This window comes from Idiomarina fontislapidosi, assembly GCF_003226255.1.
In the GTDB taxonomy this organism is placed as follows: domain Bacteria; phylum Pseudomonadota; class Gammaproteobacteria; order Enterobacterales; family Alteromonadaceae; genus Idiomarina; species Idiomarina fontislapidosi.
On the sequence record NZ_QJST01000002.1, the window covers coordinates 280,227 to 299,643 of the forward strand.

The 19,417-nt window shown below is 47.6% G+C and carries 23 protein-coding genes; 11 read left to right on the plus strand and 12 right to left on the minus strand.

Annotated features, from left to right (window positions below; all coding sequences use genetic code 11):
• Nucleotide 1: 1 nt before the first annotated feature.
• The 6 genes from DFP83_RS03870 to DFP83_RS03895 form a co-directional block, all read right to left on the minus strand.
• Complete coding sequence (locus DFP83_RS03870; RefSeq protein WP_110573351.1) at nt 2-1,372, minus strand: phospholipase D-like domain-containing protein; 1,371 nt, start codon at nt 1,370-1,372, stop codon at nt 2-4.
• Complete coding sequence (locus DFP83_RS03875) at nt 1,369-2,538, minus strand: vWA domain-containing protein (RefSeq protein ID WP_110573353.1); 1,170 nt, start codon at nt 2,536-2,538, stop codon at nt 1,369-1,371. Before DFP83_RS03875 ends, DFP83_RS03870 begins: the two co-directional genes overlap by 4 nt.
• On the minus strand, nt 2,528-3,358 hold the full coding sequence (locus DFP83_RS03880) for an AAA family ATPase (protein WP_110573355.1): 831 nt from the start codon (nt 3,356-3,358) through the stop codon (nt 2,528-2,530). Before DFP83_RS03880 ends, DFP83_RS03875 begins: the two co-directional genes overlap by 11 nt.
• A complete protein-coding gene (locus DFP83_RS03885) occupies nt 3,358-5,325 on the minus strand; it encodes a PAS domain-containing protein (protein WP_110573357.1) in 1,968 nt (655 codons plus the stop codon). The genes DFP83_RS03880 and DFP83_RS03885 overlap by 1 nt, the downstream gene beginning before the upstream one ends.
• A 94-nt stretch (nt 5,326-5,419) precedes the next feature.
• Nucleotides 5,420-6,487 carry an alpha/beta hydrolase gene (locus tag DFP83_RS03890; RefSeq protein WP_110573359.1) on the minus strand — a complete coding sequence of 356 codons (1,068 nt, stop codon included), beginning with the start codon at nt 6,485-6,487 and terminating at the stop codon, nt 5,420-5,422.
• A 12-nt stretch (nt 6,488-6,499) separates the two neighbouring features.
• Entirely contained in the window at nt 6,500-6,823 is a 324-nt protein-coding gene (locus DFP83_RS03895) for a DUF3392 domain-containing protein (protein ID WP_110573361.1), read from the minus strand.
• A 147-nt stretch (nt 6,824-6,970) separates the two neighbouring features.
• Between DFP83_RS03895 and xthA the strand changes: the two genes are divergently transcribed.
• A complete protein-coding gene (gene xthA, locus DFP83_RS03900; protein WP_110573674.1) occupies nt 6,971-7,780 on the plus strand; it encodes an exodeoxyribonuclease III in 810 nt (269 codons plus the stop codon).
• A gap of 21 nt (nt 7,781-7,801) precedes the next feature.
• Nucleotides 7,802-8,437: an energy-coupling factor ABC transporter permease gene (locus DFP83_RS03905; protein WP_110573363.1), complete on the plus strand. Its 636-nt coding sequence runs from the start codon at nt 7,802-7,804 to the stop codon at nt 8,435-8,437.
• On the opposite strand, the gene yfbV is transcribed toward DFP83_RS03905, so the two are convergent.
• Nucleotides 8,434-8,865 carry a terminus macrodomain insulation protein YfbV gene (gene yfbV, locus DFP83_RS03910; protein WP_110573365.1) on the minus strand — a complete coding sequence of 144 codons (432 nt, stop codon included), beginning with the start codon at nt 8,863-8,865 and terminating at the stop codon, nt 8,434-8,436. The two genes, DFP83_RS03905 and yfbV, sit on opposite strands and share 4 nt — an antisense overlap.
• Nucleotides 8,866-9,078: 213 nt before the next feature.
• Here yfbV and DFP83_RS03915 point away from each other — a divergent pair, with 213 nt between their 5' ends.
• The 5 genes from DFP83_RS03915 to DFP83_RS03935 are packed head-to-tail and all read left to right on the plus strand — an operon-like array spanning nt 9,079 to nt 11,870.
• Complete coding sequence (locus DFP83_RS03915) at nt 9,079-9,549, plus strand: PTS glucose transporter subunit IIA (RefSeq protein ID WP_110573367.1); 471 nt, start codon at nt 9,079-9,081, stop codon at nt 9,547-9,549.
• Nucleotides 9,546-9,890, plus strand: a complete 345-nt coding sequence (locus DFP83_RS03920) for a Spx/MgsR family RNA polymerase-binding regulatory protein (protein ID WP_110573369.1) — start codon at nt 9,546-9,548, stop codon at nt 9,888-9,890. The genes DFP83_RS03915 and DFP83_RS03920 overlap by 4 nt, the downstream gene beginning before the upstream one ends.
• The gene (gene dapE / locus DFP83_RS03925) at nt 9,890-11,029 is read left to right on the plus strand and encodes a succinyl-diaminopimelate desuccinylase (protein ID WP_110573371.1); all 1,140 of its coding nucleotides are present in this window, start codon (nt 9,890-9,892) and stop codon (nt 11,027-11,029) included. The genes DFP83_RS03920 and dapE overlap by 1 nt, the downstream gene beginning before the upstream one ends.
• Entirely contained in the window at nt 11,026-11,718 is a 693-nt protein-coding gene (locus DFP83_RS03930) for a M15 family metallopeptidase (RefSeq protein ID WP_110573372.1), read from the plus strand. Before dapE ends, DFP83_RS03930 begins: the two co-directional genes overlap by 4 nt.
• Nucleotides 11,715-11,870 carry a DUF2897 family protein gene (locus DFP83_RS03935; RefSeq protein ID WP_241971572.1) on the plus strand — a complete coding sequence of 52 codons (156 nt, stop codon included), beginning with the start codon at nt 11,715-11,717 and terminating at the stop codon, nt 11,868-11,870. The genes DFP83_RS03930 and DFP83_RS03935 overlap by 4 nt, the downstream gene beginning before the upstream one ends.
• 20 nt (nt 11,871-11,890) lie before the next feature.
• On the opposite strand, the gene purC is transcribed toward DFP83_RS03935, so the two are convergent.
• Genes purC through dapA form a run of 3 tightly spaced genes read right to left on the minus strand, consistent with a single transcriptional unit; the run spans nt 11,891 to nt 14,606 of the window.
• On the minus strand, nt 11,891-12,604 hold the full coding sequence (gene purC, locus DFP83_RS03940; RefSeq protein ID WP_110573376.1) for a phosphoribosylaminoimidazolesuccinocarboxamide synthase: 714 nt from the start codon (nt 12,602-12,604) through the stop codon (nt 11,891-11,893).
• 14 nt (nt 12,605-12,618) lie between these two features.
• On the minus strand, nt 12,619-13,716 hold the full coding sequence (bamC, locus tag DFP83_RS03945; protein ID WP_110573378.1) for an outer membrane protein assembly factor BamC: 1,098 nt from the start codon (nt 13,714-13,716) through the stop codon (nt 12,619-12,621).
• Between the two features lie 11 nt (nt 13,717-13,727).
• Nucleotides 13,728-14,606: a 4-hydroxy-tetrahydrodipicolinate synthase gene (gene dapA, locus DFP83_RS03950; RefSeq protein WP_110573380.1), complete on the minus strand. Its 879-nt coding sequence runs from the start codon at nt 14,604-14,606 to the stop codon at nt 13,728-13,730.
• Between the two features lie 159 nt (nt 14,607-14,765).
• Between dapA and bcp the strand changes: the two genes are divergently transcribed.
• Complete coding sequence (bcp, locus tag DFP83_RS03955) at nt 14,766-15,236, plus strand: thioredoxin-dependent thiol peroxidase (RefSeq protein WP_110573381.1); 471 nt, start codon at nt 14,766-14,768, stop codon at nt 15,234-15,236.
• 50 nt (nt 15,237-15,286) lie between these two features.
• Here bcp and DFP83_RS03960 read toward each other — a convergent pair whose 3' ends face one another.
• On the minus strand, nt 15,287-16,363 hold the full coding sequence (locus DFP83_RS03960) for an AI-2E family transporter (RefSeq protein WP_110573383.1): 1,077 nt from the start codon (nt 16,361-16,363) through the stop codon (nt 15,287-15,289).
• A gap of 136 nt (nt 16,364-16,499) precedes the next feature.
• Here DFP83_RS03960 and bepA point away from each other — a divergent pair, with 136 nt between their 5' ends.
• The gene (gene bepA, locus DFP83_RS03965; RefSeq protein ID WP_110573385.1) at nt 16,500-17,972 is read left to right on the plus strand and encodes a beta-barrel assembly-enhancing protease; all 1,473 of its coding nucleotides are present in this window, start codon (nt 16,500-16,502) and stop codon (nt 17,970-17,972) included.
• On the opposite strand, the gene DFP83_RS03970 is transcribed toward bepA, so the two are convergent.
• The gene (locus DFP83_RS03970) at nt 17,964-18,431 is read right to left on the minus strand and encodes a TlpA family protein disulfide reductase (protein ID WP_110573387.1); all 468 of its coding nucleotides are present in this window, start codon (nt 18,429-18,431) and stop codon (nt 17,964-17,966) included. The genes bepA and DFP83_RS03970 overlap by 9 nt on opposite strands.
• Before the next feature lie 57 nt (nt 18,432-18,488).
• Here DFP83_RS03970 and arsC point away from each other — a divergent pair, with 57 nt between their 5' ends.
• Entirely contained in the window at nt 18,489-18,839 is a 351-nt protein-coding gene (gene arsC / locus DFP83_RS03975; protein ID WP_110573389.1) for an arsenate reductase (glutaredoxin), read from the plus strand.
• A complete protein-coding gene (locus DFP83_RS03980) occupies nt 18,836-19,417 on the plus strand; it encodes an NAD(P)H-dependent oxidoreductase (protein ID WP_110573391.1) in 582 nt (193 codons plus the stop codon). The genes arsC and DFP83_RS03980 overlap by 4 nt, the downstream gene beginning before the upstream one ends.

The window sequence follows — 19,417 nt, forward strand, 5'->3', positions numbered from 1 at the left end:
ATTAAAGTAAGTGATCAACGGGTAAACGTGCCGTAAGCCAAACCACAAAACGACGTCGAAGACCCGCATCAGGCTCTCGATAAATACGTCTAACAGGGACATGACTCCGATCAACCCAGTATAGTTTATAAAACCGATTCAACCGGACTTGATACGCACGCAACGGCAATTCGTGATCAAATATTTCGATGATACGTTTTGCCAATTGAGGTGATTCAATAATAAGACCGGCTTCTGTATTGATCTGAGCAGACCGCGGATCAAAATTAAAAGAACCAACAAATACCGACCGCTCATCGACCGTAACAGTTTTAGCGTGCAGACTGGTCGCTGACCGGCGAAAATATGGTAGCACGCGGTTCTGTGACGATTCATCAATGCGCCGGAGTTCATAAAGCTTCGCGCCTGCGGTCAGTAACCGTCGACGTCGACGTTGATAACCCGCATGAACAGCGGGCACGTCCGTCGCAGCGAGGGAATTGGTCAGCACTTGAAATTGAATACCACGTTCGAGCATCGATTCGATTTGCTGCACACCATTTTGAGTCGGCACAAAATAAGGGGAGACCATGCGGACTTGATACTTGGCTTTGCTTAGCACTTTGACCATTTGCTGTACAACCAAACGCGATGGTTTGTGCGACAACGATGCCTTATAGGGGTCATCACTTATCCATTGAGCTTCAGCAGTTTGCCATGCAACCTGTGTTAAGTTGAGCTCGTCGTCGGCGAGGCCACCAAATACGTACTCATTTAGCTGTTCCGCATGCGCTTCTTTACTAAACTGTTGCCAGCGTTGAAGAAACGCCTCGGTACGGCTCCGTCCTGCAATATTTTCAATCGAGACGGCTAGATCGCAGCGCCAATAGCTTAACCAATCATTGGCTATTTGTGTAACGCCTGGACCTTTCATTATCACGTCTAAATCGGAAAATAATTGACCCGAATGCGTACCAAAGTATTCATCACCAATGTTACGCCCGCCGACAATGGCATACCGATCATCGACAATAAATGCCTTATTATGCATACGCCGATTCACACGACGAAAGTCAGTAAAGTAATTTAACCAGCGCAGTTTGCGATGCACCAGCGGGTTGAACAGTTTGACGTGAAAGTGTGGATGTTCGCTTAAATCACGAAGTAATTGCTCAGTGGGCTTGCTACTGAAGTCGTCCAGTAATAAGTAAACCTGAACACCTCGCTCGAGTGCTTGTTTGCATTCGTTCAGCAGCGTTAACCCACTGGCATCGTCTCGCCAGATATAATACTGCAGCTTGATCGAATGCTGCGCTAAGCGAATCAGCGCCACGCGATGGCGTAGGCTATCACGCGCATCCTCGAGCAAAGCAAACTGGTTACCGTGTGTCATCTAAGATGCTCGATTGCCTGCTGTATCCCGGCGAGGGTGAGTGCTTCCATGCGGTTTGACATAATTTCATTAATTAAATAAATCGAAGGATAGTACTTCCAATGCGGTTCGGGCTGCGGATTTAACCACACTGCACGCTCAAAGCGTGTCAGCAAACGCTCAAGCCACACCTTGCCAGGTTCCTCATTCCAATGCTCAACACTACCACCTGGAAACGCGATCTCATAAGGCCCCATGGTGGCATCACCGACAATAATCAAGCGATAATCCTCACCAAAACGTTTAATCAACGATTCGGTACTGACAAAACTCGAACGTCGACGCGCATTGTTGTGCCAAACTCCTTCATAAACGCAGTTATGAAAATAAAAGCGCTCTAAGTTATGAAACTCCCCCTTCAACGCGGTAAATAACTGCTCAACCTGATAAATATGGTCGTCCATCGAACCGCCAATATCGAGCAATAGGAGAACATTAACGGCATTGTGCCGTTCCGCTTGCCACTTCAGATCGAGCAGCCCACCTTTCTTGCTTGTGGCGCGAATCGTTTCATCCAAATCGAGCTCTGTTTGCGCGCCGGTTCGCGCAAACTGTCGCAAAGAACGGAGCGCCAGCTGATAGGATCGTTGCTCGAGCGCAGCATCTTCATCTAAGTCACGGAATTCACGTTTATCCCATACCTTCGCCGCACTGCGATTACGATTACCCTCTTGACCAATACGAATGCCGTTAGGGTGATAGCCATAGGCACCGAACGGCGACGTGCCCCCCGTACCTATCCATTTATTACCGCCCTGATGCCGAGACTGTTGCTCCTTTAAACGCTCTTTAAACGCCTTCATTAGCTCATCTAGACCGCCCAGCTCATTTAACTTTTGCTTATCTTCCTCGGACAAGTCGCGCATCAACGGATTATTCAGCCAGTCCTCTGGAATTTGCTCGGCAACGTCAACCTCAGACACCTTATCGATATATTCAGCGAATGCGCGGTCAAAGCGGTCAAAATACCGCTCGTCCTTAACCAGCATGACTCGCGATAATTGATAAAAGTCATCGATACTGCCCCAAATGACACCTTTTTCGAGCGCTTCAAGCAGCGTTAAATACTCTGTAATGGAGGTCTTAAGACCGTGTTTTCGTAGCGTAAAATAAAATTCAGTAAGCACGAGACGCCCGCTCAATGAGTTCGATATCTTGCTCATGTTTTAACAAGGCTCCCGCGAGTGGAAGCATCGATGGCCGTTCACGATACTCGGCTAACTGTTCGGGTGTAATATCTTCGGTGAGCAATAAGCGAATCCAGTCTAACAGTTCCGAGGTGGATGGTTTTTTCTTCAGTCCAGAAATACCACGCACACCAAAAAATACCGCCAATGCTTCATCGAGCAAGCGCGGCTGTAAATTCGGATAATGCACCTGAACGATATCGCTCAACGTCGCCTCGTCTGGGAACTGGATATAGTGAAAAAAACAGCGCCGTAAAAACGCATCAGGCAAGGTCTTTTCGTTGTTCGAAGTAATAATCACAATAGGACGCTGCTTCGCTTCGACTTGCTCACCGGTTTCATAAACATGAAATGCCATTTGGTCGAGCTCTTGAAGCAGATCGTTTGGAAACTCAATGTCGGCCTTGTCGATCTCATCGATTAACAATACCGGTCGCTGCTCTGACGTAAATGCCTGCCACAGCTTACCTGGCTTAATATAGTTCGATATATCGTGTACTTTTTCGCTACCCAACTGGCTATCACGCAAACGTGACACCGCATCGTATTCATACAGGCCTTGTTGTGCCTTGGTCGTCGACTTGATATTCCACTGTAAGAAAGGTGCATCCAATGAATCGGCTAATTCCATCGCCAAACGTGTTTTACCGGTCCCGGGTTCGCCTTTTAATAGTAATGGCTTCTCCAACGTCACGGCAGCATTCACCGCTTGTGACAAACCTTCGGATACGATGTAACGTTCTGTACTTTTAAAGCTCATTAACTTTTTACCTTATCGAGTCGATTCAAAATTCGCGCTAAGTCAGCCTTAACGAATGGCTTTGTCAGGTAGTCGTCCATGCCTGACCTTAAAGCCTGTGTACGGGTCTCAGGATACGCATTAGCCGTTAGTGCGACAATATGAGGTTGGTTAACGGGTAAATCTCGAATACGCTGCGTCGTCTCCATACCATCCATCAGTGGCATGTGAAGATCCATAAACACCACCTCTATAGGATGACGTTTCAAAAACTCCACTGCTTCTTGTCCACTCGACGCCTTGATCACCTGTTGATCGAGCGAGATCAGCATTTCACTGACAATTAACTGGTTAATTGGATTGTCATCAACCACTAGGATTCTGCGCGGTGCAAGCTCGGGTAGCCGAGGTTGATCCAACGCCTCGGGATTCACCTGATCGCTGTACACCGCATACATCGGCAGGCGTAAACTAAAACAAGCGCCCTGCTCTGGTTCGCTTTCAACCTGAATCGAGCCGTTCAGTAATTGCACTAGGTTGCGTACGATCGCCAATCCCAAGCCACTACCGCTTTGCTTTTTAGTCAATCCTTGCTGTTCCTGCTCAAATAATTGCCAAATGCGTTGTGTATCGCGTATACCCGATCCTGTATCTTTCACCTCAATCAATAACTCACCCTGTTCACGGGTCGGATTACCAGAAGACTCAAGCGCATGCCAGCCAAGACTCAATGTAATGGTGCCCTGACTGGTAAACTTCACAGCATTATTAAGCAAGTTCGTCAGTATCTGTACGATGCGCGCACGATCACTGTAAATCCGTTCTGGCATCGAGTTACTCCGCTCAATCACAAACTCAACACCCTTGTCCTCGATTGGTAAACGATACAGTGCCTCAATATGTTGCATAATTCGGGGGAGCAGTAAAACGTCTTTATTCAGCTTAAGTTGCCCCTCCTCAGCACGAGTTAAATCCAACAAGTCATTGAGCATTTGTAATAAATGGTCACCACTCTCTTTGACGGTCAGTAACAACTTTCGTTGGTGCTCATTAAGTTCGGTACCCTCCAAAACGCCTACCAACCCCAGAATACCGTGTAACGGTGTACGTACTTCGTGTGACATGTTGGCTAAAAATACATTTTTTGCACTGGCCGCCCGACGTGCATTTATTTCTGCTTGTTTTTGCTCCGTTACATCCGTTACCGTGCCAGCATATCGCGTTGCATTACCATGCTCATCGCGTTCGATTACACGCCCGCGATCAAGCACGTAAACATAATGACCGTCGCGGTGACGAATACGGTGTTGGCTCTCATAAAAGGGGGTAATACCATCGAGGTGGTCTTTAACAGCTCGCCAAACACGGTCGTAATCATCCGGGTGGAGTCGACTCGACCAACTGTAAGGACTTTGCGCGATTTCCTCTTTCGACCAGCCAAAAATCTGCGCCCAACGATCATTAAATACCGTTAAGTTTGATTGGGGATTCCACTCCCAAGTACCCAACCGAGTCGCATCGAGTAATAGCTGTAATCGATTGCGTTCCGTTTCTAATTTTATCTCGAGTTCTTTACGTTCTGTAATATCAATCAAGTAACCGAACAACAGCGGCACACCGTCTTCGGTATCCATTTTTATAATGGACGTGTCAGACACCCATACATGACGCCCATTTTTATGTCGAATGCGGTAATCATTGTGAGTGATTCTATAGCCTGTTTCACCGCTTTTTAAGCGTCTTACCTCTTCGTTTACTCGAGGCAGATCATCCTCATGCACAAGAAATTTAAAGTGCACCTCGCGCTCAAGAAACTGTTGTTTGGTATAGCCGAAAATTGATTCTACGTTGTCAGATACATACCGAACGGGCCACAGCTCCGTGTCTTGCCAAACAAATAGACACATACTATTGCCGGCAGCAAGTAGCTCCGCAAAGTTCTGGTTACCAATCTGTTGCGGATTTGGAACGCTTAATCGGTCTTTCATTTATTTGCGCACAATCTAGGAATAACAAACTTCATTCTAACCACAAAACAGTCGTAAAGAGCAATTTCGATTACTTCATCGTTTTTTATCGCGATCACTCCCACAATTGAGCGCGCTCAGCAAAACGGCCATTCGCCAGTAAGGTTTGCAACTCGTCGGCCATCCAACGTCCCGCATCAATGGCTTTTTGCCAGTATTCAATACGCTGAGGCGCATCAAGTTGTGCAAAATCGTTGCGGTCAGGTATTTTCTGATACGGCAATTTATTTAGAAATGCCTCTGTTGGACTCATAAAAACGGTATTAGGCCATTCGCGTCCTGTGCTTCGACGCCATTTAAGCCGTTTATCAAACCACCCTGGAATCGCCTCATGATGAAAATGAGGATAGAGTGTAATCCCTTCGACCCGCGATAAATCAATGTCAAAATGATAATCCGTAATGCCACCATCTCGGTAAATCCCCTGTGGTGCACCTGGGATATCGCGCACCCCCTCCAGCACCATCGGTATTGAGCCCGTGGCAAGCAACGCAGGTTGAAAGTTGTTTTCGGTCAAGGCTACATGCCGAGTCGGTAAATCCGTCCAATCCTTTGATATCGCGAGGTTTGATGCGGGGTGGTGAAATACAACCCGTTCATAATAACGGCCTAGCCAACGTCGATTAACGCTATTAGCCAGTGCCGAGGATAATAAACCAAGCGCTTGCCGACGCCCCTCATGCGCCGTTGACCGTAAACAGCGCACCGCAATAAAATGATGGTGTACGCGTGTTTGCGATAAAATGTCTTTCACTGCCGCTTCCGGTACGTACTTGTGTAAAAGCTTTTCAGCTTCCGACGTAATCTCACGCTGATCGGGTTTGGCGCTGTATGTTTGATGACTGTACAGTTCTGCGAAGAGACGGCTTGCGGCCACCGGATCGCTCTGACCTAGCGACGCAAATCGCCACGCCCCGGCAGACGTACCTAGGGTATTCAGCGGCTGCTTTTTGTTAGCAAAAAACTCACCAAACAGCCACTCATCGATACCTTGTAGAACAAACCATTTAGGACCGCCCGAGGCGCCCATTAACAATCCAACATCATCCGCTGATAAACCATTATTTTGGATATGCGACAACGCATTTTTGCCCGCGCGAATGGAAACAAATGACTGAGTCACGGCCAATTATCCTTATAGTTGTTTTTTTCGTTCTGCCAATATACCCAATACCAACAACGTAATGAGTACAGCCGGCCCGAGCAGGTGTAGAGGTATAGCGTATATCCAACTTGCCAATATCGGCGTAAAGCCAATTAATAGGTAACCGTAGCCAAACGCACATAACGCCACAAACACTAAAGCTCTTACGATGAACGGATACTTACCAACGAGCCTTTTCACTAAGCCATTAACTTCGTCACCATAAATAACAAGTAACGTTGCCATCACCATCATGGCAATTTCGTAAGTATGTTGCCTGAGCATCATCCCCAACTGATTCATCAATTGCAGCAATCGAATTCTCCTACAGCTTTGCTTAACTCGGAAGTATACCGATTTTTACCTAGTCGAACATCCCCCGACACCGCATTGCCACTCGCAGCACCGCGTCAACTTTGGTATCCTCAAACCATCATTAATCACAGCAAAACATCACAGCCCATGAAATTTATATCATTTAATATCAATGGAATTAGAGCGCGTCTTCATCAACTGCAAGCGATGATTGATAAGCATCAACCCGACGTGATCGGTTTACAGGAAACCAAGGTACATGATGACCAGTTCCCGCAAGAAGCGGTCGAAGAGATGGGCTATCATGTGAACTTCTTCGGTCAGAAAGGTCATTATGGCGTCGCGCTGTTAAGTAAAAAACCGCTTACTGACGTGCAGAAGGGATTCCCGAACGAGCCTGAAGATGCGCAACGTCGAATGATCATGGGCGACTACCCGCTTCCAGACGGTTCGTCCGTGCGTGTGTTAAATGGTTATTTCCCGCAAGGAGAAAGCCGCGATCACCCGACTAAGTTTCCAATGAAAGCACAGTTTTACCGTGATTTAATGGACTATCTCAACAATGACTTATCCCCAGATCAACCGGTCATTGTGATGGGCGATATGAATATCTCCCATCAAGACTGTGATATCGGCATTGGCGATGCGAACGCGAAGCGTTGGTTGCGCACCGGTAAATGTAGCTTTTTACCCGAAGAACGCGATTGGCTGAATGAAGTGCTTGATTGGGGTCTGATTGATACCTACCGTCAACTCAATCCCGATCAAGATAACGAGTTCAGCTGGTTTGACTATCGTTCACGCGGCTTTGATGACAACCGCGGCCTTCGGATTGACTTGATCTTAGCGACCAAGACATTGGCACGTCAGTGCGAGGAGAGCGGCATTGATTACGCGTTACGAGGTATCGAAAAGCCGTCTGATCACGCTCCAATATGGAGCCGTTTCTCGCTGTAATTTACTACAGGAATTCATACTATGGCGCTGTTTCTCAACATACTTGCTCTTTGCATTCTCATCACTACGTGGGTTAACGACAACTGGCGTATGTTGAGAGATAGCAGCCTACTACAACACTTGCTATTCGGCTCTGCTGCGATCATTACGTTTATCTGGGTGTTCTCGGCAAAGCTCGAGCAAGGTCTAGATATTCACTTTCTGTTGATCACCACACTTACTTTGATGTTGGGCTTTCGCTACGCCTTGCTCGCTGGCGTTCTGATAGTCGCGATCAACAGTCTGTTTAATGCTTACAGTCCGACCGCCATGGGTGCGCTTTATCTAAGTCATATCGTACTACCTGCGGCCGTGACCTATGTCGCTTATGCTGTACTCTATCACCGCCTTCCACGCCATCCGTTTATTTACATCTTTTTGAACGCGTTTGTAGCAGCCGCTTTTGCTATTGCGGCAGCTCACTTGGCACACGCAGGATGGGCATTAGCAACAGATACACTCTCCGCCAAACAAATTTGGGAAAACTACTTAGTCATCACGCCCTTAGTGATGTTCCCTGAGGCGCTGTTGAATGGTATGGCGGTAACGCTGATGGTGGTGTACCGCCCTAATTGGCTCATTACCTTTAACGACAAAGAGTATATCGATCCTAATTAGTGCTCGTCGGGCGGCAACACAGCCAGTGCCTGCTCAAGCACACATGCCAAATCCATGTAAGTGGGTCCCCCTTCGGCAGGCCGCTTTAACACGGCACGACTGTGTTTTAGCTTATCACGCAGCTCCCAATACCACCCTTTTAGCCTTCCGGGTAACGGTTGGTTAGCGCGCCAACCCAGCCACGCCATCAACTGCAGTGGCATACTCAGAATTACCGCAGAAGTCATTAACCCTTGCTGCCAATAGGCGTGCAGAAACTGCCAGTGCAGTACCGCATTAATCACCGCTATCGCGGGCACCCACCGCTCCATTAAACGCAGTAAAGGAACCAATCGCGTCTCACGGAATGCGGCAACAACCGCATGGCGCGGCCAGCGCTTAGCGTATTGATGTCCGTCTTTAAATAGCCGGAATACACTTACTTTCACAGGTCATTCCTCATCAGCCACTTCACTTTAGTTATTCAAGTTATCAACGTTTTCTGTGGATAACTTTGTTGATAGGGTGTACTCATTAACTCACACCGCCCTAGCTATATACGCTTTTGCTTACTGGACGTATTATAATCAACTACAGGTTTACTTTGCACCTATCGGGCTAATTCAGATAAGCTACTCGTAAGATAGTTCATTGGAGAATACATGCCCGCTTTCTCTTTCCTAGCACCATGCTCGGGTCGCATGCTGGAGTCAAGCCATCACCCAAGTCATCTGGTTCGTAGTCAGTGGTTAGGTTACACCACCTGTATCGATATATCAGGTAACCAGGTGTTAGCCCCCAGTACGGCAAAAGTCGATTACATTTCGCCCGCCGGCAACTTTATTCACCTTGTCAGTCCTCAACAGGGACGAATAATGTTGTTATTGGGAGCACATGAGCTGGCGATTAAGTTACCGGCTCTGCAGCCTCATGTGAGAGCAGGCGATACTGTTGAGCAAGGCACCGCCTTGCTATCAGTCAATCAAACACAGCTGCGCCAGCAAGCAAACGCCTATAATTTAATGGCCGTAATACTGCAGCCAAACGCGGAATTCGATAAACTGACTTTACGTACCAGCGGCGCTGTTACCGCATTAGAATCTGAATTAGTTATTCAAAAGGATGTAGCATGATTAAAGTGCATGGGATTAAAAACTGCGACACAGTTAAAAAGGCATTAAAGTGGCTTGAGCAGAATCAAGTCGCCTATGAATTTCGCGATGTCCGCGCAACCCCGCTGACAGAAGCTGAGGTATTGCAGTGGTTAGACGAGGTTCCCGCTGATAACTTGGTCAATAAACGCAGTACCAGTTGGCGTCAACTTGATGAGTCTCAGCGCGATCTGACCGATAAAGCAACCGTTAGCAAGCTCATCGCTGAGCAGCCGACATTGTTCAAGCGACCTCTCGTTGAAGCATCCAACGAAATAAGAGTCGGCTTTAATGCGCAACAATGGGAGGCTTGGTTAGCCTAATGTCTACCAGTAAAACCTTGCAACTCGCTAAATCACTGCTTGAGCGCCCATCGATCACACCCGCCGACGAAGGCTGCCAAGAGCTTATCGGTAGCCGTTTAAAGGCGCTAGAGTTTGAGCTCGAAACCATGGTGTTTGAAGACACCACTAATCTATGGGCTCGCTTGGGCACTGGCAAACCGGTGTTATGTTTCGCGGGCCATACCGATGTCGTGCCGCCAGGCGATCCGAATGATTGGCAGTTCCCGCCGTTCCAGCCAACTGAACACGAAGGTTACTTATATGGTCGCGGCGCGGCCGATATGAAAGGCAGCTTAGCCGCCATGATCGTCGCGGTCGAGCGTTATCTTGCCGATGTCGAGGAGCCACCTTTTGATATCGCGTTTCTAATTACCAGCGACGAGGAAGGCCCTTTCATTAATGGTACCAAACGTGTCATGGAAACACTTGAGGCACGTAATGAGAAAATTACTTGGTGTATCGTTGGCGAGCCTTCTAGCACCGAACAATTGGGCGACGTGGTTAAGAATGGGCGCCGTGGGAGTCTCTCTGGCTCACTCAGCGTAATCGGAGTACAAGGTCATGTGGCTTACCCTCACTTGGCTGAAAACCCCGTTCACAAAGCTGCTAGTGCGCTGGCAGAACTGACTCAAACACATTGGGACGACGGTAATGACTATTTTCCGCCAACCACGTTTCAAGTATCAAACATCAATGCCGGCACCGGTGCAGGTAACGTGATACCTGGTCGCTTAGATATCGAGTTTAATTTCCGCTTTTCGACAGAGTCGACCGCAACACAACTGCAACGTCGAGTCGAGACGATTTTAGATAACCACCAGCTCAACTATCGACTTAATTGGAAACTCAATGGTCCGGCGTTTTTAACTGAAAGTGGTCATTTAATCGATACCGTACAGCAAGCCATCGCACAAACCTGTGGATACCCAACCCAGCTGTCGACTGCCGGCGGAACATCAGACGGGCGCTTTATTGCCCCCACGGGTGCGGAGCTTGTTGAGTTAGGACCGGTCAACGCGACTATCCACAAAGTTAATGAATGCGTCAGAATCGCTGATTTAGACAAACTAACTGATGTCTACGAAGCAGTACTTAAGGGCATGGATAAGTCACTATGATGCGAGCAGAGCAGCGCTTGGGCTTGGTCGATGACCATCTCGTCGCCACACCTGAGGGTGACTTATTACACCCCGCCGCGGCACAAGCTTTTACAGAGATGCAGGCCACCGCTTCAGCTGAGGGGATTAATCTCGCTATCGCATCAGGGTTCCGTAGTTTTGAGCGCCAGCGCATCATTTGGAACCGCAAATGGTGCGGTGAACGTGTTATTAATGATAAGCAAGGTCGTCCGTTAGATCCTGCGTGCTTGAGCGACGAGCAGAAGTTACACGCGATTTTGCATTGGTCTGCGCTCCCAGGCGCCAGCCGTCATCATTGGGGAACTGATATTGATATCTGGGATCCGTCAGGGTTCGGCAACCATCATCAATTACAGCTTATTCCTGATGAATACGAACAGCCCGGTGCGCCCTGCTATACCCTGTGGTGTTGGTTAAAAGCGCATGCAAAGGAATACGGCTTTTTCTTTCCGTACGAGGTATATCAGGGAGGCGTGGCGCGCGAGCCATGGCATTTAAGCTACCGCCCTATCGCCCACTCCATACAACACGCACTGACATTAGAAGAACTCACTCAAGCGATAAAAACTGCTGACGTTGAGGGTAAGGTCACTATTTTGGAACACCTTGGTGCGATCAAACAACGCTATTTCGACACGATTTGCGGCGAGAATACTGGAGATGAATGATGCAAGAACACTGGGTTTGGTTAATTATTTTGTTGGTTATTGGCGTTGTACTAAGTAACCTCATGGTGCTCAAATACAGCAATAAGTTTAAATGGCCGACAAAAAAAGAGTCGTCCAAAGAAAATACTGAGGACGACTCTTCTAAACAGTAATTAGCAGTCAGCGTTTGGGTTTATGAGAACTTGACACCTAAGCGTTGACCGACTTCTTTGTAAGCCTCAACGACGCCGCCAAGCCCTTGGCGGAAGCGATCTTTATCAAGTTTTTCACGCGTGTCTGCATCCCATAAACGACAACCGTCTGGGGTAAACTCATCACCGAGTACGAGTTGGCCGTCAAATACACCAAATTCAAGTTTATAGTCGACCAGCAATAACCCTGCCTGCTCAAATAAAGACTTAAGCACTGAGTTCACTTTAAAAGTCAGTTCTTTCATTTGTGCGATTTGATCTTTTGTCGCCCAACCAAATGCTTCGATGTGATATTCGTTAACCATCGGATCGTGCAACGCATCGTTCTTTAAAAAGAACTCGAACGTAGGTGGATTCAAGGTTTTACCCTCTTCTACACCTAAGCGACGCACTAACGAGCCAGCAGCGACATTGCGAACAACACACTCTACGGGGATCATATCAAGTTTCTTAACCAGTGATTCCGTATCGCTCAGCAACTCATCCAGTTGCGTCGGAATGCCCGCATTTTCCAACTGAGTCATAATGAAATGGTTAAAACGGTTATTGACCATTCCCTTATCTTCAAGTTGTTCCACTTTTTCTCCATCAAATGCGGAGGTGTCATTGCGGAACTCCAACACTAACCGTGATGGGTCATCCGTTGTATAAACGGTTTTTGCCTTACCACGATACAGCTCGTTACGTTTTTCCATAGGTTGTGTCGCCTTTACTGTTGACTTGCTACTTTTAATGCTTGCTCAAGGGCTGGCTTGACCGATTCGAGCCATGCTTGATCGACTACTTCATCATTTGACCACACGGTGATAGCGGTATCATCGCCGAATTCTACCAAGCGGATTTCATATTCACCTTCTGGAATGTTCAACGAATCATAGTCATCGCCGCCGATAAACAAGAAGCCAGAATCAGGTTCTGCATATTCGACAAAATAAGTGCCCGCTTCGCGATTTAAATCTTCGATGGTGAGTCCGATTTGTTCAAGCGCTTGTCCTGTCAGAACCCAAGCTTCATCAAAATCGAGTCCGACAATGTAAGCAGGTTCTTGTTTCGCATTGCTGCCTACAGATATCGGAACGCCTGCTTCACGAATTTGTTGAATCGACTGCTGATGCACCCGGTTTACTTGAGATACAACTTTGTTGACCAAGTCGACAGCGAGGTTATGCTGGGTCAGTTCAGGCATCTCCCGTTGCTCGCCATTAATTGTCTGCGACACGTCATCTAACGAGACTTCAAATACAGTTGTTCTACCATGAGTTTCAGGCTTTTGAGTTAATACATAACGGAAGCGCTGTTCTAACGATACCGTTGATTCATCATCACCAAAGAACCAACTACTTTCTTCACCTTCAACTTCATATTCCTCTTGAATGGTGAGCGATTCCGTTGTCCACTGATTTTCACCCGTTTTCGTGTAGCTCAAGCCTTTACGTTCTAATACTTGCTCGGCCGCTTGCCACACTGTATTGGTGACCGTATCAGGCATTCCTTCAACTAAGTCGAAATAAACACGTGGCTCATCCTCATTCTCTAAAACTCGACTACCGAGTGCCACAGGATGAACTTGGCGAGGTGATACGACACGTACATCCTCACCAATCGGTCCAGCAGTTTCTACAGACGGTATTCTGTAAGTGCTGCTATATGCTGGAGTCTCTAAGTTCGATGGCACTGTCAACGTTTGCCTTTGATCGAGCTCTACGTATTCGAAGTTACCATTCGGTTGCTCTTTTTCAATTGAGCTACACGATGCGAGGGTCATCGTAGCCAACGAGGTTACGATGGCTGTACGGCGAAAATTCATTTCCACTCCTGCTACTTAAGTAGGTGTAATTTTTCGAGTGCGCGTTCTATGACAAGCTGGCTGTCTTCGCTTGGAGGGGTCAATGGCAGACGGTAGTTGGCGCTGCATTTTCCCATCAAAGCCAAAGCCCACTTCACTGGAATGGGGTTTGACTCAATAAACAACGCATCATTGAGTTCACGCAGCTCAGCATCAATTTTCTCTGCTTTCTCGCGTTCTCCACGTGTTGCTGCATCGACTAAAGCCTTCATTTGCGTGGGTACAACGTTCGCTGACACACTGATAACACCATGTCCGCCGCGGAGCATAAACTCACATGCCGTCGGGTCATCCCCACTCAATAAAATAAATTGGTTACCACAACGACGTTTGAGTTCCTCTACACGAGTTACATCGCCTGTTGCTTCTTTGATTCCAATGACGTTATCAATTTCAGCCAATCTTTCAACCACTTCAGGTGGCATATCCAGCGCGGTACGACCTGGCACATTGTATAAGATTTGAGGTTTGTCAGACGCCTCAGCACATGCTGCGAAGTGCGCAATTAAGCCCTCAACTGAAGGTTTATTGTAATATGGAGTAACATTAAGAAAGCCATCGACGCCGAAGTGCGTCATTTTTTCTGTCAGCTGAACGGCTTCGGAAGTTGAGTTTGAACCATTCCCGCCGATCACCTTAATGCGACCATCGGCGAGTTCTACGATGGCGGCAACCACATCAATGTGTTCTTCGTGGCTCAGTGTGGTTGATTCACCTGTTGTACCAACCGCGACAATGGCATCCGTTCCTGACTCTACATGGAAATTGACAAGTTCTTCGAGTTCGTTGTAATCAATATTTCCATGTTTAGTAAGCGGCGTCACTAAGGCAACAATACTACCTGTTAACATATAGGCTCCAAATTCCTAATCATGGGGCCTAATGTTACTGGTAGCCCCAAATAAACACAAGACTAGGAACACATCGCAGCCAATTTGTTCCCTTCATTTTAATCCAAAGCGAGCTTCGCTATCATATATACACTGAGTATTCACTGGTAGGAGTCAAAAATGGAACGATTACAAGCAGGCGATAAAGCGCCTAAGTTTGAACTGTTAGACAAAAATGAAGAAAAAGTATCACTAGAAGCATTACTCAAAGAACATCGCGTACTGGTCTATTTTTATCCAAAAGCGATGACACCAGGATGTACCGTACAAGCGCAGAACTTGCGCGATGAGAAGGAACGCCTCTTAGAGCACAATGTGATTTCAATCGGTATTAGCCCTGATGCACCCAAACGCTTAGCCAAATTCACCGATCGCGATGAACTCAATTTTACGCTACTGAGTGATGAAGATCATGCGGTCGCCGATCAGTTTGGCGTCTGGGGACCTAAAAAGTTTATGGGTAAAGAGTACGATGGTATTCATCGCATTAGCTTTTTAGTCGAGCAAGATGGAACGATTAGCCACGTTTTTGATAAGTTTAAGACAAAAGATCACCATGAGGTCGTTCTTAATCATTTAGCGCAAAACTAAGCGAATTAAACTGGCGGGGCGCGTCTGCCGCGCCAGTTAATTCATGCAATTTACATCACTTCGTTAGGTTCCTGCTGCGCTTCCCGGCTCGACCATGCAGTAATCAACGCTTTCACTAGACTGGCTAACGGAATAGCAAAGAACACTCCCCAGAATCCCCATATACCACCAAATACCAAGACAGCGGCGATGATGTAAACAGGGTTTAAGCTCACAGCTTCAGAAAACAATAAAGGCACGAGTACATTGCCGTCCAGAGCTTGAATAATGAGATAAGCCGCCATCACGTAAGCGAACGGTGCGGTCGCACCAAACTGGAACAGCGCAACCAATGCCACCGGTATTGTCACTACCACGGCGCCAATATATGGGATCAATACCGACAATCCGACTAAAATTGAAAGCAGCGTGGTGTAACGTAAGTCAAAGGCAAAGAATACCGCGAATGAGGTCACCGTCACGACAATAACCTCAAGCGCCTTGCCTCGAATATAATTCATGATTTGCAGGTTCATTTCTTGGCCCACTTGTGTGATCAAGCGGCGGTTAGTGGGTAACACCCGACTAAAATGTGCCAGCAAAGTGTCTCTATCCTTCAGCATAAAAAACACTAACAATGGCACCACAATTAAGTACACTAACATCGCCATGACATTAACTAAGGACGTAAGCGAACTCGTTAATATCTGCTCGCCAAGTCCCACCGCACGGCGTTTCAAACTCTGCATCAACTCGGTAATTTGCGCCTCATCAATGACCGATGGGAACAATTCAGGTAACTTATGTAGCCACACCTGCAAATTTGCCAGCATATCGGGCATTTCGCGAATCAATGTCGTGCTTTGTTGCCAAACGACAGGCACCAAGGTCAGTAAGCAGAGTGTCGCTATACAAACGGTGAGGCTCATTACAATAATAGTGGCAGTTAACCGCCCTACACCCGCATCAATCAACCGATTAACCGGCCAATCGAGCAAATACGCCAATGCGATAGCGGCCAAGATGGGCGCCAAAATCCCACCGAAAAATACGATCAGTAAAACCGACACTATCAATAATAAAAATAGCGTCACTGCATTCGGGTCTGAAAACTTATTCCGATACCACTGCTGAATATATTGGAACATGCCGAGCTTCCTGTTCGGTGCGATTAATAGTTCACGGTGCTTGCAATCTTACGGTAACACCATAAAGTAGAAAAGGAACTTATTGTAAATTAATGACTCTATTTTAAATATTGCGTCATAACAGCGGTTATTGTGAATGTTGTACATAAAAAAATTTAAGCGCTCGGTGACAAGTAGCGTGGCGCTTGCGCTCATGCTAGCGCTCCCAACCGCGTTCGAAGTCCCCAAAGCCCATGCTCAACAAAGTCGCGACCTACCCGAAATTGGTACGACCGGTGCCGGATTCATGAGTATCGAGCGTGAACAGGTGGTTGGCGACTATTATATGCGCCAATTGCGTGCGTCTGCACCGATTATACAAGACCCCGTTTTAAATAGTTATTTAAAGGATGTTGGGCAACGCTTAGTCCGTAATGCCGATAATGTGCGTTACCCGTTCAATTTCTTCTGGCTTAATATCAACGAAATAAATGCGTTCGCATTTATGGGTGGCTACGTGGGTGTGCATACAGGACTCATTCAACAGGCACGCAATGAATCTGAACTCGCCGCAGTGCTAGGGCACGAAATCGCTCACGTTACGCAACGCCATATCGTACGTAGTATGCAAGAGCAACAACGAAACATGCCGCTGACAATAGCCGGTGTGATCGGTTCAATATTACTCGGCATAGCGAACCCAGAGGCGGGTGCTGCGGGCCTTTACACCACCTTAGGAGCGACGGGGCAGGCACAGATTAATTACACACGTCTATTTGAGCAAGAAGCCGACCGTATTGGGATTACCACACTCGCTAATGCGGGCTTTGATCCGATGGGTGCACCTAATTTTTTCGGTCGCTTAGCCGATCAGTATCGCTATGTTTCGAAACCGCCTGAGATGCTGCTCACCCACCCGGTTCCCGAAGCGCGTATTTCAGACACGCGTACGCGCGCCGAGGCCATTGGTCGTCGTGATGTACCACAAAGCTTAGAGTTCGAGTTAGCTAAGGCGCGTATTGATGCGCGTTATACCCGTAGTTCGCCCAACAGTGATTTTGTTAAGCTCACCCAAAGTGCGAGCGTCATCGACCAGCAAGCTGGTGGCTATGCGTTGGCAATCCGCGCGCTCGATGCGAATGACCCAACCACCGCACAAAAATGGCTCAACCCACTTATCGCGCGAAATCCGAGAAATCGCTTTTATATTGATGTGCAAACCGATATCTATCTTGCCCAAGATGAGGGCGAGAAAGCACTCAATATGCTTCAGCAAGAGTATATACGCAGCCCGGATGACCCGGTTATTCTATTAAACTACGCCAACGCCGCGATTCAATCTAACAACGCGGAACTTGGTGTTAAATTGCTGCGCAATTACTTACTCAGTGAGCCAGATTCAGTCACGGCGATGGATCTTTTGACAGATGCTTATGAACGGACGGCAGATCGCGCGGCGATGTACGAGACTCGTGCCGAAGCGTTGGCGTTGCGCGGTCGTTTTGATCTCGCGATTGACCAATTACAAACCGCACAGAATCACACCCAAAATAAGCTTACGGAAAAACGCTTAAATGCCCGTATTGACCAGCTACGAGCCGAGAAGGAACGCTTAAAACGCTTACTCTGAACGCGCTTCGGCGACTGCTTTATTTAGTGTCGCCTGAGTCTGTTCGCCAAGTAAAGGACCTGTTACCTCTCCGTCTGGACCGACAATATACGTGGCTGGCAGCATCTTCGGTCGATCAAACGGCAGTTTAGGCGCAGGTTGACTCAACGCCAACGGAAACTCAATGTCGTGTTTATCGGCTAATGCTTGTATTTGCTCATTATTCATCGGATCGAAACTAATGCCGATCAACGTCAGTTCACTGTCATTCATCACCACATCGTGATGAAACTCATTGAGCTCGGGTAACTCTCGCAAACAGGGTGCGCACCACTCAGCAAAGTAATTGACCACCACGGTCGTACCTTGTGCAGCCTGCCAATCAATATCACTTCCATTATTTAATTGAATATCGGGTGCTTTCGAACATGCCGTAACACCCAAGGTAACAAGACTCGCAATCAGCAATGACAATTTCATATTTGCCCCGTATTCGTTATTATAAGTTTAAACGTTTGACTAATAGAGTGACCCGATATGACTGCAGTTACCATATACCATAATCCCCGTTGTTCAAAGTCGCGCCAAACATTGGAGCTGCTGCAACAAAACGGCGTTGAGCCAACGATTATCAAATATTTAGAAACGCCCCCGAGCCAAACAGAACTGAACCAATTGTTGCAGAAACTCGGTTTAAGCCCTCGCGAGTTGATGCGGACTAAGGAAGCTGTATACAAAGAGCTGAACCTCGCGGATGAATCAAGCGACGATGTGTTGATAACGGCGATGGTTAATAACCCGAAGCTTATCGAACGTCCGATTGTGGTAAAAGGCGACGCCGCTGTGCTCGGTCGACCGCCAGAAAATGCATTGGAGCTCATTAAGTGAGTCGCTGTAACGTTATTATTTTTTATTTCAGTCGGGGCGGTCACACGCGTGCGCTCGCCGATGCGATAGCAGAAGGCGTCCACGCTACGGGTGCCGAAGCGCTGCTGCGGACCGTTGAAACAGACAGTGACGCCGCGAGTATGCGTGATTTACCACTCAGTAAAGACGAACTGGTAAGCTGCGATGGACTCATCATGGGCAGCCCAACACGCTTTGGACATATGAGTGCAAGTTTGCAAAAGTTTTGGGAGTCGACCAGTCGCGAATGGCTCAATGGCGAGCTCATCGACAAACCTGCTGCGGTGTTCACCACATCCAGCTCGCTCCACGGCGGGCAAGAGAGTACTTTGCTCAACATTGCATTACCATTATTGCACCATGGCATGCTGCTGACCGGGATCCCTTATGATCAGCCCAGTTTGCATCACGCCGATGCCGGCGGCTCCCCCTATGGCGCGGGTGCACTTAATCAAAACCCTAATGCTAAACTGACAGCAAATGAGCGAGCCAGTGCGATTGCATTAGGACAACGAGTCGCTACGATTGCGCGACAGCTTAAACAAACCAAGGATACCTAA